The sequence below is a fragment of the Spirosoma harenae genome, assembly GCF_054776975.1.
Window position 1 is genome coordinate 438,273 of sequence record NZ_BAAHBD010000007.1, and the last position, 15,301, is coordinate 453,573.

The 15,301-nt window shown below is 46.9% G+C and carries 14 protein-coding genes; 9 read left to right on the forward strand and 5 right to left on the reverse strand.

What is annotated here, in order from left to right; all coding sequences use genetic code 11:
- The first annotated feature begins 171 nt into the window (after positions 1-171).
- Positions 172-3,231 (forward strand): PVC-type heme-binding CxxCH protein, encoded by a 3,060-nt coding sequence (locus tag ACYVE4_RS07760; RefSeq protein ID WP_460996795.1) that lies wholly within the window; start codon positions 172-174, stop codon positions 3,229-3,231.
- 20 nt (positions 3,232-3,251) lie between these two features.
- A complete protein-coding gene (locus ACYVE4_RS07765) occupies positions 3,252-4,187 on the forward strand; it encodes a hydroxypyruvate isomerase family protein (RefSeq protein ID WP_460996655.1) in 936 nt (311 codons plus the stop codon).
- Positions 4,188-4,331: 144 nt separating this feature from the next.
- On the opposite strand, the gene ACYVE4_RS07770 is transcribed toward ACYVE4_RS07765, so the two are convergent.
- The 3 genes from ACYVE4_RS07770 to pnuC form a co-directional block, all read right to left on the reverse strand.
- Positions 4,332-4,640 (reverse strand): isoamylase early set domain-containing protein, encoded by a 309-nt coding sequence (locus tag ACYVE4_RS07770; protein ID WP_460996656.1) that lies wholly within the window; start codon positions 4,638-4,640, stop codon positions 4,332-4,334.
- Positions 4,641-4,799: 159 nt separating this feature from the next.
- A complete protein-coding gene (locus ACYVE4_RS07775) occupies positions 4,800-5,771 on the reverse strand; it encodes an AAA family ATPase (RefSeq protein ID WP_460996657.1) in 972 nt (323 codons plus the stop codon).
- Positions 5,768-6,436: a nicotinamide riboside transporter PnuC gene (pnuC, locus tag ACYVE4_RS07780; RefSeq protein WP_460996658.1), complete on the reverse strand. Its 669-nt coding sequence runs from the start codon at positions 6,434-6,436 to the stop codon at positions 5,768-5,770. Before pnuC ends, ACYVE4_RS07775 begins: the two co-directional genes overlap by 4 nt.
- A gap of 76 nt (positions 6,437-6,512) precedes the next feature.
- Here pnuC and ACYVE4_RS07785 point away from each other — a divergent pair, with 76 nt between their 5' ends.
- The 5 genes from ACYVE4_RS07785 to ACYVE4_RS07805 all read left to right on the forward strand — a co-directional run bounded on the left by ACYVE4_RS07785 (position 6,513) and on the right by ACYVE4_RS07805 (position 11,898).
- Positions 6,513-7,706: a Gfo/Idh/MocA family protein gene (locus tag ACYVE4_RS07785; protein ID WP_460996659.1), complete on the forward strand. Its 1,194-nt coding sequence runs from the start codon at positions 6,513-6,515 to the stop codon at positions 7,704-7,706.
- A gap of 336 nt (positions 7,707-8,042) precedes the next feature.
- On the forward strand, positions 8,043-8,825 hold the full coding sequence (locus ACYVE4_RS07790) for an SDR family NAD(P)-dependent oxidoreductase (protein ID WP_460996661.1): 783 nt from the start codon (positions 8,043-8,045) through the stop codon (positions 8,823-8,825).
- 12 nt (positions 8,826-8,837) lie between these two features.
- A complete protein-coding gene (locus ACYVE4_RS07795) occupies positions 8,838-9,344 on the forward strand; it encodes a GNAT family N-acetyltransferase (RefSeq protein ID WP_460996662.1) in 507 nt (168 codons plus the stop codon).
- A gap of 70 nt (positions 9,345-9,414) precedes the next feature.
- On the forward strand, positions 9,415-10,839 hold the full coding sequence (locus tag ACYVE4_RS07800) for a Gfo/Idh/MocA family protein (protein WP_460996663.1): 1,425 nt from the start codon (positions 9,415-9,417) through the stop codon (positions 10,837-10,839).
- A gap of 30 nt (positions 10,840-10,869) precedes the next feature.
- On the forward strand, positions 10,870-11,898 hold the full coding sequence (locus tag ACYVE4_RS07805) for a methionine synthase (protein ID WP_460996664.1): 1,029 nt from the start codon (positions 10,870-10,872) through the stop codon (positions 11,896-11,898).
- A gap of 165 nt (positions 11,899-12,063) precedes the next feature.
- On the opposite strand, the gene ACYVE4_RS07810 is transcribed toward ACYVE4_RS07805, so the two are convergent.
- Both ACYVE4_RS07810 and ACYVE4_RS07815 read right to left on the reverse strand, forming a co-directional pair.
- Positions 12,064-12,630: an acyl-CoA thioesterase gene (locus ACYVE4_RS07810; RefSeq protein WP_460996665.1), complete on the reverse strand. Its 567-nt coding sequence runs from the start codon at positions 12,628-12,630 to the stop codon at positions 12,064-12,066.
- A 157-nt stretch (positions 12,631-12,787) separates the two neighbouring features.
- Positions 12,788-13,114 (reverse strand): HesB/IscA family protein, encoded by a 327-nt coding sequence (locus tag ACYVE4_RS07815; protein ID WP_190887967.1) that lies wholly within the window; start codon positions 13,112-13,114, stop codon positions 12,788-12,790.
- A gap of 81 nt (positions 13,115-13,195) precedes the next feature.
- Between ACYVE4_RS07815 and mce the strand changes: the two genes are divergently transcribed.
- Positions 13,196-13,603, forward strand: coding sequence for a methylmalonyl-CoA epimerase (gene mce / locus ACYVE4_RS07820; protein WP_460996666.1), 408 nt, complete (start codon positions 13,196-13,198; stop codon positions 13,601-13,603).
- Between the two features lie 4 nt (positions 13,604-13,607).
- Positions 13,608-15,275, forward strand: a complete 1,668-nt coding sequence (locus ACYVE4_RS07825) for a M1 family metallopeptidase (RefSeq protein WP_460996667.1) — start codon at positions 13,608-13,610, stop codon at positions 15,273-15,275.
- Positions 15,276-15,301: the final 26 nt, after the last annotated feature.

Below are 15,301 nucleotides of genomic sequence, written 5' to 3' on the forward strand. Positions count from 1 at the left end.
TAATCAAAACCCGTCAATGTGCTACTATGTTATTGAATGCATGACAAAATCAGACAGCAATGGGTATAATTTACTAAAAATGTCTCTTTCAGAGAAAAGATAATCTCTTTCTGCTATAGGTATATGAATCGGTTTTCTACGGGTAAACGCGGATTGCTTTCTCAACGAGCAATGGCTCTTGCAGCAACCAGTCTGATTGTAGGCGGTACGTTTGTTGGGGCTTATCAAAATCGCAATCTCAACGCAGCTTCAGAAACTTATTTGAATCGCTTGTTTGCGCAATTGAGCGACGATGATAAACACGATCCTAAGTATGCAGTAGGTAGCCTAAACGTAGCACCGGGATTAGAAGCAACGCTGTTTGCTTCGGAGCCGATGCTGACCAATCCGACGGATATTGACGTCGATGCGCGCGGTCGTGTTTGGGTGTGCGAAGCGTATAATTACCGACCAGCGATCAACGGAAATCCGACACGTAAAGAAGGTGACCGGATCGTGATTCTGGAAGATACCAATGGCGATGGCAAAGCCGATGTTTCCAAAGTATTTTATCAAGACCCTAGTATCGAATCACCACTAGGTATATGGGTACAAGGCAACAAAGTCATCGTTTCGGATAGCCCGAACGTGTGGGTGCTTACCGACGAAAATGGTGACGATAAAGCCGACAAAAAAGAGTTACTCTTTACCGGAATAGGCGGAGAACAGCACGACCATGGCATGCACACCTTTGTGTTTGGCCCAGATGGTAAATGGTATTTCAACTTCGGTAATTCGGGCGAGCAACTTCTTGATAAAGATGGGAATGCGGTTGTCGATATTGCTTCGGGCAAAACGATTAACAAGCAGAATTTCAAACAGGGAATGGTCTTTCGCTGCGATCCCGACGGTAAAAACGTAGAGGTTCTGGGCCAGAATTTTCGTAATAACTACGAAGTCGCGGTTGATTCGTACGGCACGCTTTGGCAGTCGGATAATGACGACGATGGTAATAAAGGCGTTCGGATTAACTACGTAATGGAGTATGGCAATTACGGCTATACCGATGAACTGACAGGCGCTGGCTGGCAGGCCAATCGGGAAAATATCGAACCCGAAATTCCCCGTCGGCACTGGCACCTGAACGATCCCGGCGTCGTACCAAACCTACTGCAAACCGGCGCTGGCTCGCCAACGGGTATCATTGTGTATGAGGGAAAACTACTTCCCGAAGTTTTCCGAAATCAGGTTATCCACTGCGATGCGGGACCAAATGTTGTTCGTTCGTATCCGGTACAAAAAGACGGTGCGGGATATAAAGCACAGATTGTTAATGTACTCGAAGGCGCCCGCGATCAGTGGTTCCGACCCGCCGATGTTTGTGTAGCGCCCGACGGTTCGCTAATCATCGCCGATTGGTATGATCCCGGTGTTGGCGGTCACCAGGCGGGTGACCAGAATCGAGGTCGTGTTTATCGGGTAGCACCTCCAAATTCACCTTATACGCAGCCCAAAGTTGACCTGGCAACAACTGAAGGTGCTATCGAAGCGTTGCAAAGCCCAAGCATGGCGATTCGCTACTCAGCTTGGCAGAAATTGACTAGCATGGGTAATAAGGCCGAAAAAGCATTAGCTAATCTGTATAAAAACTCCGACAATCCCCGGATGCAGGCTCGCGCGTTATGGCTGTTGGGCAAATTGGAGAAAGGCTCAAAATACATTGAAACAGCCCTGAAAAGCAGCAATCCAGATCTACGAATTACGGGCCTTCGTGCTGCCCGCGAACTCAAGAAAGACATTATTCCCTACGTGAAGCAACTGGCAAATGACCCAGATGCACAGGTTCGACGGGAGTGTATCATTGCCCTGCGGCACAATACGTCTGCAGAAGCACCAGCTTTGTGGGCGCAATTGGCTAGTCAGTACGATGGTAAAGATCGCTGGTACTTGGAGGCTTTAGGCATTGGCGCCGATGGCAATTGGGATAGCTATTACACCGCCTGGGCAAAACAGGTAGCTGGCGATCCATTAGCGAATGCGGCTGGCCGTGATATTGTCTGGCGCGCCCGTACCAAAGAATCGGTCCCTTTATTAGCTAAACTCGCTGGTGATCCATCAGTTGAGGTAAATCAGCGCTTACGGTATTTCCGGGCTTTTGATTTCAACCCCGGCGCTACCGAAAAATCAAATGCATTGCTAGCAATTTTGCAGGCCAACAGCAACTCAACCGATGTAACAAAACTAGCTCTGCGACATCTGGACCCAGCTTTTGTACGGAATTCACCAGCCGCTAACGCTGCACTTACGAAACTCATGGGCGATGTTTACGGTACGACCGAATACATCGAACTTGTAAACCGCTACGAACCGGCTTCTGAAAACAACCATCTGAAGGAGTTAGCCGTATCGAAAGCCATGGAAAATATGGGTCGTGAAGCCGCTCGACAATTGCTCAAACAGGGCGGAAAAGATCTAATTTGGGAGGTACTTAACGGGACAAATGCTGAAGCGGCTACAAATATGCTGATTGCTTTGCGTCGTGTTGGTAATAAAGAATCAACCGGAATCTTGAAAACGGTAGCCTTAGATACCAAACGAGCTGCTCCTTTACGTCGGGAAGCCACACGTTCGTTAGGTGGTAGCAACGAAGGGGCTGATATGGTGGTAGCACTTTTAAAATCGGGTGATATTACTGGCGATTACAAAAAGGCAGCCGTACAGGGCGTGAGTGGTGACTGGCGCAAAAATGTTCGTCAGCAAGCGGCAAGCTATCTTGATACTCCTCAAGGGGCTGAAGGCAAAAAACTGCCGGGTATTAACGAGTTGTTGACGATGAAAGGCGATGCTGCTCGAGGAGTTACGATCTTTAAAAATAACTGCTCAACCTGCCATCAAATCAACGGCGATGGGATGGATTTCGGCCCGAAACTATCAGAAATTGGCTCCAAACTCCCCAAAGAAGGTCAGTACTTAGCTATCCTCCATCCCGACGCAGGCATTAGTTTCGGTTTCGAAGGATGGGAGGTGAAATTTAAAGATGGCAGTTCCATGACGGGTATCGTGTCCAGCAAAACCGAAACTGATCTCCAAATGAAGTTTCCAGGGGGCGTTGTTCAGAACTACAAAATGGCCGACGTCGTCTCAATGAAACAACTCGATTCGTCCATGATGCCATCCGGTATTCAGGAAACCATGAGTACGCAGGACTTAGTAGATTTAGTAGATTATTTAGCAAGTTTGAAAAAGAAATAAGACCGGTTCAGACGACCATCATGCAACGACGCAACTTTGTAAAATCGACATTCGGACTGGCAGGCGCTGCCGTCACGGGCGAATCAATGGCAGGCAATTGGCATTCACAGCCGAATCTACTGGCTAAAAACACCTTCAAAATCAAATATGCCCCACACTTCGGCATGTTTGAAAATAGCGCAGGCAAAGACCTGATTGACCAACTCAAATTCATGGCCGACATGGGCTTTACGGCTCTGGAAGATAACGGCATGATGGGTCGGGATGTGGCTACGCAGGAAAAAATTGCTAAAGAAATGACCCGGCTGGGCATGACGATGGGCGTATTTGTGGTCGATAAAGGGGGGAATGGTCAGAATACATTGGCTGCTGGAAAACCTGAATACATCGAAATTTTCCTGAACGGTTGCCGCAAAGCTGTTGAAACTGCCAAACGCGTTAATGCGAAATTCGCAACGGTAGTACCCGGTGATTTTGAGCGCAACCTGCCGATTGGTATTCAAACCGGGCATGTGATCGATGCGTTACGCCGGGGCGCTGATATTCTGGCTCCAGCGGGTTTAGCAATGGTATTAGAGCCGCTCAGCGATACGCCTAACCTATTCCTGCGGACTTCCGATCAGACGTACGAAATCTGTCGGGCTGTTAATAGCCCAGCGTGCAAAATTCTGTTCGATGTTTACCACATGCAGAAAAACGAAGGGCATATTATTCCGCACATCAACTGGTGCTGGAGTGAAATCGGCTATTTCCAGATTGGCGACAATCCGGGTCGTAAAGAGCCAACGACGGGCGAAATCAATTATAAAAACGTGTTCAAGCACGTTTACCAGAAGCAGAAAGCCGAAAACAAAGAGTTTATTTTCGGCATGGAACATGGCAATTCACAACCCGGTAAAGAAGGTGAAATGGCGCTGATCAAAGCCTACGTCGAGTCGGACAGCTTTACCGTATAGACTTTTTGTCCTTCTGACGAAGGACAAAAATTACTTACCGAGAAAGACTGAATTGTTTTTCATTCTTTCCAAAAAGGAAAATGGGTAATCAGGTGTCGTTTTGACCGGCCTGATTACCCATTTTACGTTTACGTAAATTTTTTCTTAGAGAACAACTACTGAGTTCTCTTCACCTGAAACACCGCTGGCTACATATTTATCAGCAGCCCAGTCGTTCGTCCATGTCGTGCCATCCAAAACGTAGCGGAATTGATATTCGCCACCTACAGGTAATTCTACGGTTGTTTTGTAGGAACCGTCTTTTTGCTTTTTCAGGGCTTGGGTAGTGATGTCCCAACCATTGAATTCACCGGCCAGGGCGACCGTCTTTGCACCATTGACAGCTTCGGCTGGCAAGTCAAACGTTACTTTCGCGAGAGGTTTACTTTTAAGGAATTGTTTGGCAACTGCCATATAGATTACTATTTAGTTTCTACTGCAAAATTATAGTACAAAATAAGTAATATCATAATTATCAGTATGTTATAGACTAAAATTCCTTAAATAGTACTAATTAATGTAGCTTCATTTATAGTTGACTGTCTGAGAAACGTCCTATTTTACTCAATTTTTTCAACTGTTATTCAGTAACTTATCAACTACCTGTCTAATCATTGAAAAGCGTTCTGAATACGAGCCACTTACAAGTTGATAGGGTAATTTTCGGCTATCAAGTTCTGCTTGAAAACGCCCAAACATTTCTTCCCGACGATGACCTTGATCACGTAGATTATCGGCTATCCAGGGGACATCAATGTTCAGTAAAATATACTTGTCATAATGCACTTGATGTTCCAGTTCGTATAAAATGGGCGGAATTTCAGCTAAGTAAAGCTGTGCATAGATTTGCGTCGTGATGACATCCGTATCGCAGAATAAAATACGATTTGCCTGCTGTATGGCTTCCTGCACCGCTTTCGTTTGCGCTTGACCGATCCGAATGAAATCCTCGGGTGTAAACTCAGTAGACGTGATTAAATCGCGAGCCATTTCCGGGACGTAAGCGGTTTGATACTCTGTCGCCAGTTGTTGCGCTAAAGTAGTTTTACCCGTACTTTCCGGCCCATACAGACAAATTTTTTTGACAAAATAAGGCCGCACGATGTCTGGAATGTAATCCCAATACCGAGCAGGTTGTTGCCGAATCAATGTAGCCGAGATTGGAACTTTCAGTCGAGGTGGATCAAAGGTAATGTGTTGTAAGCCAGAATGATGTGCCAACGGAATAGCGTATTCTTCCGATGAGAAAAAAATACTTACTGCTGGAAAACGTCGTTTGATGAACGCAGCCCACAGTTTTGTCGCTTCCCACAAAGGCAAGGTTGGATCATGAAAATCGTCCGATTCAGCAACAACTTCGATGGATGGGTAAGGAGCCAGTAATTCGTTTAGCCAGCCAAGCCGAATTTCCGGCGAAATAACATCTTCCGGCGTAACGGTCATGGAGACAATCAGGTGATCGCACTGTTTTCTGGCGAATTCAATTAATGCCAGATGCCCTTTGTGAACGGGCATAAACTTGCCGAAAACCAACCCCGTTCTCATGCCATTTTAGTCGAATAGCTTCGGTATTCTTTTGTCCAGTGCCAGGCTCCCTGAAAGGCAATCAGGCAGAAAATGGCATACTCAATACCCACTAATTTGACGCCTTTCGTGAAATACATGTATGTGCTGATGATGTCAATCGCGAGCCATACCCACCAGCATTCCAGCTTTTTATGAATCATCATGAACGTACCGATAATGCTCATTACAGTCGTGAACGAATCTAGATAAGGAAATGCGCTGGGCTTATTAAATAAGACTGGAAACCAAACATGTAGATTCTGTGCAAATGCTCCTAAAACGACAGTGGCAACAATTCCACCCAAAAGAGCCAGCATCAACGGGCGACCAACTAACCGAGTAATTCGGAGCTCATTTCGCTGATCGGCTTCGTCGAGGGTTGGGTGTGTCCAGCGCCACCAGCCTTGTAGATTGGTAACGAAGAAAAACACCTGCAAAAACATATCGGGATATAATTGAATCTGATAGAATAGAAAGAAAAAGAGTAAGACGCTGGCTGCGCCAATAGGCCAGCTCCAGACATGCGCGCGGGCAGCCAGCCAGGTTGCTATTGATCCGCTGACAACGCCAAAGAATTCCAGATAGCTCATCGGGTAATCCCATAGCGTAAAGAAAATAGTATGGATGTCAAAAAAGTCGGGCATTATTCAGTAGTCAACAGTAATTTCTCATCTTTAACGCTACGAAAGTACACATTAACCACTTACCCGAATCGTACCTATGCAACGTATTGCCATGCTTGGTGGCGGCTTTATTGGCCGCTTCTATGCCGATTCCATCCACGGCCAACGCAGCCGCGATAAGGTCGTCGCCATTTATGCTCGACGTCAGGAAACTGCTGATAAATTTAAAGCCGATTACGGCTGCGAGTTCGCTTCGACCGATATGGAAGAAGTAATTGCGCATCCTGATGTAGATATGGTCTGCATCGCTCTGCCAAATAATATCCACGAAACCGCTGTCAATCTCTGCGCAAAGCACAAAAAATCAGTCGTTTGTACAAAGCCCTTAGGCCGAACCGGTGAAGAAGCACTACGGATGATGAAAACGGTGGAAGAAGCAGGCATTTTTGCCGGTTATCTCGAAGACTTATGTTATACGCCGAAATTTTTAAAAGCGTTGGATAGCGTAAAAAACGGCGCTTTAGGCCGGATTCTGTGGGCAAAATCGCGCGAAACACACCCCGGCCCTCACTCCGATTGGTTCTGGGATAAAGAACAGGCTGGTGGCGGTTGCATGCTCGATTTGGGCTGCCATTGCGTGGAAATTGCCCGAAATTTTATTGGTAAAGATGTCAAGCCGGTTGAAGTAATGTGCTGGGCCGCTACGCAGGTAAAACCCATCGATGCTGAAGATCATGCCATTGCATTGGTGAAATACGAAAACGGTGCTATCGGTCAATTTGAAGTGAGTTGGACCTTCCGGGGAGGCATGGATTTGCGCGACGAAGTGATGGGTACTGAAGGCACGATTTGGATCAATAATTTCCTGCGAACAGGCTTTGAAATGTTCTCAACCGGCAAAGGTGGGGATTATATCGCCGAAAAAGCCGAATCGAACACCGGCTGGCTCTTTCCTGTTGGTGATGAAGTCAATGACTTGGGCTACAATCACATGTTTACGGACATGTTTAAGTCGCAGGAAGACGGTCGCGAACCCGCCGAAACGTTCTACGATGGCTACGTCGTCAATGCTGTTCTGGACGCAGCCTACCGATCTGCTGAAACGAAGCAGTGGGAGAAAGTTAACCTACCCGTTTGGCGCGGTCAGGAAGGCTTAAAACCCGAATCGACACTTGTTGAATACGACGCCGATCATTACCTCATCAAACAGGAAATGACCCACGATGGTCGTAATAAGCTGATTTTGAAAGAAAAATCCAGCGGTAAGATTATCGAGCGGGATGTCGTGTAAAGCTTAGTGAGCTTTACTCTTTTGAGTAAATAGTCAGTGCGTTTTTGTCATTCTGAACGAAGTGAAGAATCTCAAGTTCTCCTTGTAGGCAGGTTTGAGATTCTTCACTTCGTTCAGAATGACAAAGAATAATTTACTAGCCCTGTTTTCAGATTAGTTAAATAACCTCTAGTTAAGCAGATGCCATAAATACAATTCCAACTTAGCAACGTATCCTTTATCAAGTCAGAACACTTATACTTCGATAGAATTCTCTAGCCTAACATTTAGCCGTATTGATTGGCGGTAAGGCGTCTATTTCGTTTCTTGCAGACTGAAACTCATACTGTATAGCGAATGTGGTTAGATTCTAAAAAGATTGTTGTTATTGGCGGCACAACAGGTATGGGCTTGTCGGCTGCGCTGGCGTTCGTGCGCGAGGGAGCGCAGGTAGTGGTTGTAGGGCGGAATCCTGAAAGCTGTACAGCAGCTGAAAATCAATTAGATGGAAATGGTTTAGCCATGTCGGGAGATGCGTCCGATCCGCAAACAGCTCCCAAAGCCATTGCGCTTTGTCAACAGATTTTCGGTGGTTTTGACGGACTCTATCATGTCGCTGGTGGAAGCGGTCGGCGGTTTGGGGATGGCCCTCTGCATGAATTGACCCTTGAAGGTTGGAATTATACGGCTAACCTAAACCTGACGTCGTTGATGCTCTCAAATCAGGCGGCCGTTCGTGCGTTCCGAGCACAAGGCGAGGGTGGTACCATTCTGAATATGAGCTCTGTATTGGGCCTAAGTCCTTCACCTACGTACTTCGCTACACATGCGTATGCCGCTGTGAAATCGGCTGTGATCGGCTTTTCAAAATCAGTATCAGCTTACTATGCAAGCGATAACATTCGGGTGAATGTACTGGCTCCAGCCCTAGTTGAAACGCCGATGGCGCAACGAGCTACACAGGACGATACAATTCTGGCCTTTACCAAAACCAAACAACCTCTCGATGGGGGGCGAATCGGTCAACCCGATGATCTGGATGGGGCTGCCGTCTATTTCATGTCAGATTATTCCGCCTTCACGACCGGACAAATATTGACCGTCGATGGTGGCTGGAGCGTCAGTGAAGGGCAGATTTGATAAGTAACTCCAATGATCGAAACCCAGCGCCTGACTCTGATTCCGCTTACACTTGATCAACTGTATCTGTATAAAGCTGATACCCATCAGCTGGAAAAAGCGTTGGGCCTGAAAACAGGATGTCGGGAATTAACGGAACCTGTTTTAGGAATCGTTACGCATTTTACCATACCTCGTCTGAAAGATCCGTCTGTTGAGGCTATTTACCATACACTGTGGCTGGCTATTGATCGGGAGAAGGGTCAATTTGTAGCCGAGGCAAAGTTTAAAGGCGAACCAGATGAGGATGCTACAATAGAGATCGGTTATGGCACCTATCCGACTGTACGTCGGCAAGGGTACATGACGGAAATGGTAAATGGATTGGTAAATTGGGCTAGACTACAACCAGAGGTTGGACGAGTCGTCGCAGATACACAAGCGGAGAATGTCGCTTCGCAGAAAGTGCTGGAAAAATGCGGCTTTCGACTATTTGATCAAATCGAAGAGATGCTGTGGTGGGAATGCCAGTTAAAGTAATTAACTGGCAGAATCAGTCTATTTTATCTGGGAAATTGTCTATTTTGCTCGCTCCTTATGACCATTTCCTATGCATTCCCGTCGTAAATTTCTTCGTCAGCTTGGTGGCAGTTCGGCCTTGGTGGCCGCAGGTGCAACACTTACCAACGCCGAAAATCTGACCCCAACCGATCGTAACTTTCGCGAATACTTGATTGAAATCGTCAAGCCACGCTCAGCGGCTGATACAATCAATATCGCACTCATTGGCGCCGGTATTATTGGCCATTACGATCTTGATTGTGCGCTAAAAGTACCCGGCACCAAGGTGGTTGCTGTAGCTGATTTGTACGAACCCCGATTGGTTCGAGCGAAAGAAGTTTGGGGAAATGATCTATTTACTACCCGCGATTATCGCGAAATTCTAGCGCGTAAAGATGTCGATGCAGTCTTAATTTGTGTACCCGATCATTGGCACGATCACATGTCCATTGCCGCGCTGAACGCTGGTAAACATGTGTATTGCGAGAAACCGATGGTACATCACATCGACGAAGGCCACGCCGTTATTGCGGCTCACAAAAAATCAGGAAAAGTCTTTCAGGTAGGTAGTCAGCGTGCCAGCGCATCGGCAGTACTCGAAGCCAAACGCCGATACGAAGCTGGGCATATAGGTGAACTGACTTCTGTAGAAACATTTCTGGATCGGACGGATGCATTGGGAGCGTGGCAATATACGATGCCGCCAGACCTGAACCCGAAAGATGTCGATTGGAATCGCTATTTGGGTGATGCCCCCAAACGTCCATTTGAGCCCGAACGGTTTTTTCGCTGGCGGAATTACAAAGATTATGGGACGGGCGTAGCGGGTGACTTGTTCGTTCACCTCATTACGGGTGTGCATACGATAACGGGTTCGTTGGGACCAACGCGCATTTTTGCCCTTGGTGATTTGAATTACTGGAAAGATGGTCGCGATGCGTATGATCTTGTTACGGCCATGATGGATTACCCAAAAACCGATAAACATCCATCCTTCCAATTTACGACTCGCGTAAACCTCGCTACGGGTGCTGGAGGAGATATTCATACGCGATTGGTCGGCACCGAAGGCGTCATCGATATTGGCTGGAACTCGTTCGTGATGAACCGACTCAAACGCCCGACTGCTCCTATGTATAGCCGGGGTTACGATGCGCTGTTTACCTATCCACAATCGATGCAGGACGATTTTATTCGTCAGTATGATCAGAAATACCCCGTTGGGCAATTTACACGGGAAGTACAAAACGAACCAGTCGTTACGTACACCGCGCCTGATGGCTACGACGACCGACTCGATCACATGATTGTGTTTTTTAACGCCATTCGGGAAAACAATCCGTCGTTGGTGAAAGAAGATGCAGTATTCGGTCTACGAGCGGCTGCACCATCACTGGCAGCCAATCTGAGTGCCGCGCAGAAGAAAGTAATTCATTGGGACCCTGTCGCGATGAAGGTTTCCAAAGCTGTTTAATTGAACGTCAACCCTCAACTTTTCGATATAGTGCAACCCGTTCCTATTAAAACAACCGTTGTCGGCTCGATGCCTTTTCCGGGCTGGCTCGAATATTCCAGCCAGAATCTAGCGCAGTTTGGACCCGCCGACATTAACGAAATGATTGAAGACGCCGTCATTACGTCGGTGCACGATCAGGTTTCGGCTGGATTGGATGTCATTTCCGATGGTGAACAAACGCGCTTCGATTTTAACCTATCGTTTTACGGCTACATAAAAGGCATACAGAATAACGATACCGAATTACGGCGATTTGGTCCACCTGCCCATGATCAGCGTGGAAAGCATAACATTATCGAACCCTTAACCGCTCCAAATGGGCTTGGGGTTGTCGAAGAATACCTGCGCCTGAAACGACTGGCACCCGAAGGACAAGGACTAAAAGTTTCGATCCCTGGCCCATACACGCTTAGCGGGCGATTGCTCCCCGGCGATTTATACAAAGATCGTTGGGAAGTAACAGAGGCTTTGTTACCCTTAGTCAATCAGGAAATTGCGAAACTCGTAGAGCTAGGCGTGCCAGAAATTTGCGTCGATGAACCGTCTATGTCGTGTTACGCGTATCGTGAAGACACCAAACGGTTCGTTGATATTTTCAACCGTACCGTTGCGCCGGGCGTAGGAAAAACGCGATTGTCGATGCACTTGTGTTTTGGGAATTACAAAGGGCGTTCGGTCGGGAAAAAGAGCATTGCGCCGATGCTCCCCGATTTTCTGGATATGACTGTCGACGAATTGCATTCGGAAATGACCATCCTGAATTTTTCAGAAGTGAACTTGCTCGAACGGTTCGCGGAAAAATTTGATGTAGCCGTTGGGGTCATCGACGTAAAAAGCTACTACATCGAAACGCCCGAAGACGTAGCCGAACGCATCCGTAAATGCCTGCCTTACGTTCCCGCCGAGAAATTAGCCGTTGCCCCCGATTGTGGTTTAAGCCAGACAGCTCGCTGGGCCGCCAAGCAAAAGTTAGCGAATATGGTTGCCGGAGCGAAGATTGTGCGGGGAGAAATCTGAACCGGGATTCATTTGATTTGACTGACCGACTATGATTCTGTAGATGATTACTTTTTTGATCCCCTGAAAAGAAAACAAAATCCAGTAAATCCTAAAATCTGCTAAATCCAGGTCCAAAATCACAGTCGGTCAGTCAAATCAGAAAAATCCCGGTTCAGAAGCCGCTTAATCCAGCAATCCGTTAAATCCCGGCGCTAGTTCACACCGTTCATTTGCCAATTTATCCATACTTTCGTCGAGTAGCATCTGCGTTTTGGCATTGTCGAAATAGGCGGCAAAGGAAATTCGAAGCTCTTTCCGTTTCATCGCTTCCAGAAAGCGTCGGACGTCATCTGGCGTTTCGAGAAGTAATGGAGGAACTTCGGTTGGTTTTTCATTTTCGTCTTTAGCGACCATCGTAAAATAGCTGGTATTGGTATGTTTGATTGTGCCCGTCGTCACGTTTTCCGCAATTACTTTGATACCAACTACCAGCGACGTTCGACCAACATAATTGACCGACGCCATCAGCGAAACCAGTTCACCCACTTCCACCGGCTGCCGAAAATTTACCCCATCGACCGACACCGTGACGCAGTATTGCCCCGCATGTTTAGCCGCGCAAGCATAAGCTACTTTGTCCATCAACGACAACAGAATACCGCCATGTACGCGACCGCCAAAATTGGCATACGACGGAATCATTAACTCGGTCAACGTAGTGCGTGAATGGCTAACAGGTTTGGCATTCATAACCGGGATTTAACGGATTGATGGATTTAACAGATTTTGTTTTGCGGATTCGGCAAATATCAATCAATAAATCCGATAAAGTAAAAATCAAAAAGCCGCTCTGTGAAGCGGCTTTCAAACAAAATCCAGAAAATCTATAAATCTGCTGAATCTCGGTTCAGACGGCGAAACTTTCTCCGCAACCGCAGGTACGGCTGGCGTTTGGGTTCTTGAACTGGAACCCTTTTCCATTCAGACCATCTGAAAAATCGAGTTCCGTACCAGCCAGATAAAGTAAGCTTTTACGGTCGACTAGAATTTTAATGCCTTTATCTTCAACAACGTGGTCTGTAGGCTGTTGCGTTGCATCGAATTGCAAATCATACATAAGCCCCGAGCAACCACCGCCCTGAACGCCTACGCGAATTGCATATTCATCGGCAAGGCCATCTTTCTGCCGCAGTTCAATAATTTTGTTTTTAGCAACTTCCGAAACCGTAACCATAGTTGTAATTAGCTCAATTTTGACGCATATCAATGCTTTCTCTATAACTTTCGCCAAAACGGAAAAGTTCTTTAGCTACCTATGCTCACCAACGTCGAACACATTGGCATTGCCGTCCGCGATCTGACTGCATCGAACGACTTATTTTCCAAGTTACTCAATGTAGAACCTTACAAATCAGAAACCGTTGCGTCAGAAAATGTTATGACGTCTTTTTTTAAGGTGAATCAGACGAAGATTGAATTACTCGAAGCAACCAGCTCAGATAGTCCGATTGCCAAGTTTTTGGAAAAGAAAGGGGAGGGCATTCATCACATCGCCTTTGAGGTAGAGGACATTCTGACTGAAATGGAGCGATTAAAAGCCGAGGGTTTTACGTTACTGAATGAAACGCCCAAGCGCGGGGCCGATCATAAATTAGTGTGTTTCCTGCATCCAAAAGGTACCAATGGCGTATTGGTAGAATTGTGTCAGGAGATTAAGGAGTAAGAAAATGATAAAAACGAGTAAAGCTTTTTTTGCCATTGCCCTTCTTTGGGTAACAACAATTGCCTGTGGGCAACAGCCAAGTTACACCGCACGCTTTACACAGCCCGGTGTCGATGTACAACACTACGGTTTTGCACTTACATTAAGTGACTCAACCAATCAAATACAGGGTGAAACAACGATTCGATTCATACGCGCTGACGACCGGCAAACCGTTTGGTTCGATCTGATTGGTGGCAAGCCCGATTCTGTTGCCACAGGTATGAAAGTTCGTAGCGTTACGTTGGCTGATGGAAAAGCCGCACCTTTCAATCAGCGAAATAATCGGGTATTCATTAATCTTCCGGCTGCTCCCAATCAACCGACCGAATTGGTGATTCGCTACGAAGGAGTGCCCGAAAAAGGACTGATTATCAGCCGAAATAAATTTGGTGATCGAACATTTTTCGGAGATAACTGGCCGAATAACGCTCGTAATTATTTGCCGGTCGTCGATCATCCGTCTGATAAAGCAACCTGCTCCTTTACAGTAAATGCTCCAGCTACTTATCGTGTTATTGCAAATGGGAAATTTGCAGGCGAAAGCAATTTACCCAACGGGCGGAAATTAACACGCTGGCAGGAGAATACACCTATTCCGACTAAAGTAATGGTAATTGGCGCAGCTAAGTTTGCGGTAGAAGAAGTTGGCTCCGTGAGTGGTGTACCTGTGCAAAGCTGGCTGTATCCCCGCGATAGTCAGAAAGGATTTATCGACTACCGGCCAGCTAAGGAAATTCTGCAATATTTCATCGACAAGATTGGCCCGTATTCGTACGAAAAACTGGCGAACGTAGAATCGACTACGATTTTCGGCGGAATGGAAAATGCCAGCTGTATTTTCTACAACGAGAAGGTAATTGTGGGACGTAAAGACTCGGACGTAGAAGCGTTGCTGGCCCACGAAATAGCACATCAATGGTTTGGCAATTCAGCCACGGAAACGGATTGGTCGCAGTTGTGGCTGAGTGAGGGATTTGCTACCTATTTCTCGGCCCTTTACCTCGAACATGCGTATGGGAAAGACACGCTGAATGCTGTGCTGAATCAGAACAAAGGCCAGATTTTTCGCTTTTCAGCCATGAAGCCGAAAGGCACCATTATCGATTCGACAGCCAGCGATTTGATGGATTTGCTCAATCCCAACTCGTACCAGAAAGGCGGTTGGGTGTTGCACATGCTCCGGCATGAACTTGGCGACGATATATTCTGGAAAGGCATTCGGGCGTATTACCAGAAATTCCGCAACCGCAACGCCCAAACCAGCGATTTACAAGCCGTGATGGAGAGTGTTTCGGGTAAAAAATTAGGGCAGTTTTTCCAGCAATGGCTCTATCAGCCCGGCTTCCCGGAAATCGTGTGGGGAACCAGCTACGACGAAGCTAAGAAAGCATTAGTCATCGACGTTCGACAAGCACAGCGTACTGGTGTGGTTTTTGCCATACCGCTCACGTTCAGTATTCGTGACCGTAGCGACGGACCGACCCGTGGCCGCGAACTCAGCCGCACTGCCAAACTGAACCTGACTCAGCAATCGCAAACGTTTACCGTTCCATTGGCTACCAAACCAGCCAGCATCGTCATTGACCCTGATAATACCGTCCTGATGCGCTCGACACAAATGGGAAAGTAAATCCCTAACTTGCGCTCACCAATTGC

Bases quoted from the DNA above. Each gene is read 5' to 3' on its own strand.
- ACYVE4_RS07760 (WP_460996795.1), top strand. From the start codon at position 172: ATGGCTCTTGCAGCAACCAGTCTGATTGTAGGCGGTACGTTTGTTGGG.
- ACYVE4_RS07765 (WP_460996655.1), top strand. From the start codon at position 3,252: ATGCAACGACGCAACTTTGTAAAATCGACATTCGGACTGGCAGGCGCT.
- ACYVE4_RS07770 (WP_460996656.1), bottom strand. From the start codon at position 4,640: ATGGCAGTTGCCAAACAATTCCTTAAAAGTAAACCTCTCGCGAAAGTA.
- ACYVE4_RS07775 (WP_460996657.1), bottom strand. From the start codon at position 5,771: ATGAGAACGGGGTTGGTTTTCGGCAAGTTTATGCCCGTTCACAAAGGG.
- pnuC (WP_460996658.1), bottom strand. From the start codon at position 6,436: ATGCCCGACTTTTTTGACATCCATACTATTTTCTTTACGCTATGGGAT.
- ACYVE4_RS07785 (WP_460996659.1), top strand. From the start codon at position 6,513: ATGCAACGTATTGCCATGCTTGGTGGCGGCTTTATTGGCCGCTTCTAT.
- ACYVE4_RS07790 (WP_460996661.1), top strand. From the start codon at position 8,043: ATGTGGTTAGATTCTAAAAAGATTGTTGTTATTGGCGGCACAACAGGT.
- ACYVE4_RS07795 (WP_460996662.1), top strand. From the start codon at position 8,838: ATGATCGAAACCCAGCGCCTGACTCTGATTCCGCTTACACTTGATCAA.
- ACYVE4_RS07800 (WP_460996663.1), top strand. From the start codon at position 9,415: ATGCATTCCCGTCGTAAATTTCTTCGTCAGCTTGGTGGCAGTTCGGCC.
- ACYVE4_RS07810 (WP_460996665.1), bottom strand. From the start codon at position 12,630: ATGAATGCCAAACCTGTTAGCCATTCACGCACTACGTTGACCGAGTTA.
- ACYVE4_RS07815 (WP_190887967.1), bottom strand. From the start codon at position 13,114: ATGGTTACGGTTTCGGAAGTTGCTAAAAACAAAATTATTGAACTGCGG.
- mce (WP_460996666.1), top strand. From the start codon at position 13,196: ATGCTCACCAACGTCGAACACATTGGCATTGCCGTCCGCGATCTGACT.
- ACYVE4_RS07825 (WP_460996667.1), top strand. From the start codon at position 13,608: ATGATAAAAACGAGTAAAGCTTTTTTTGCCATTGCCCTTCTTTGGGTA.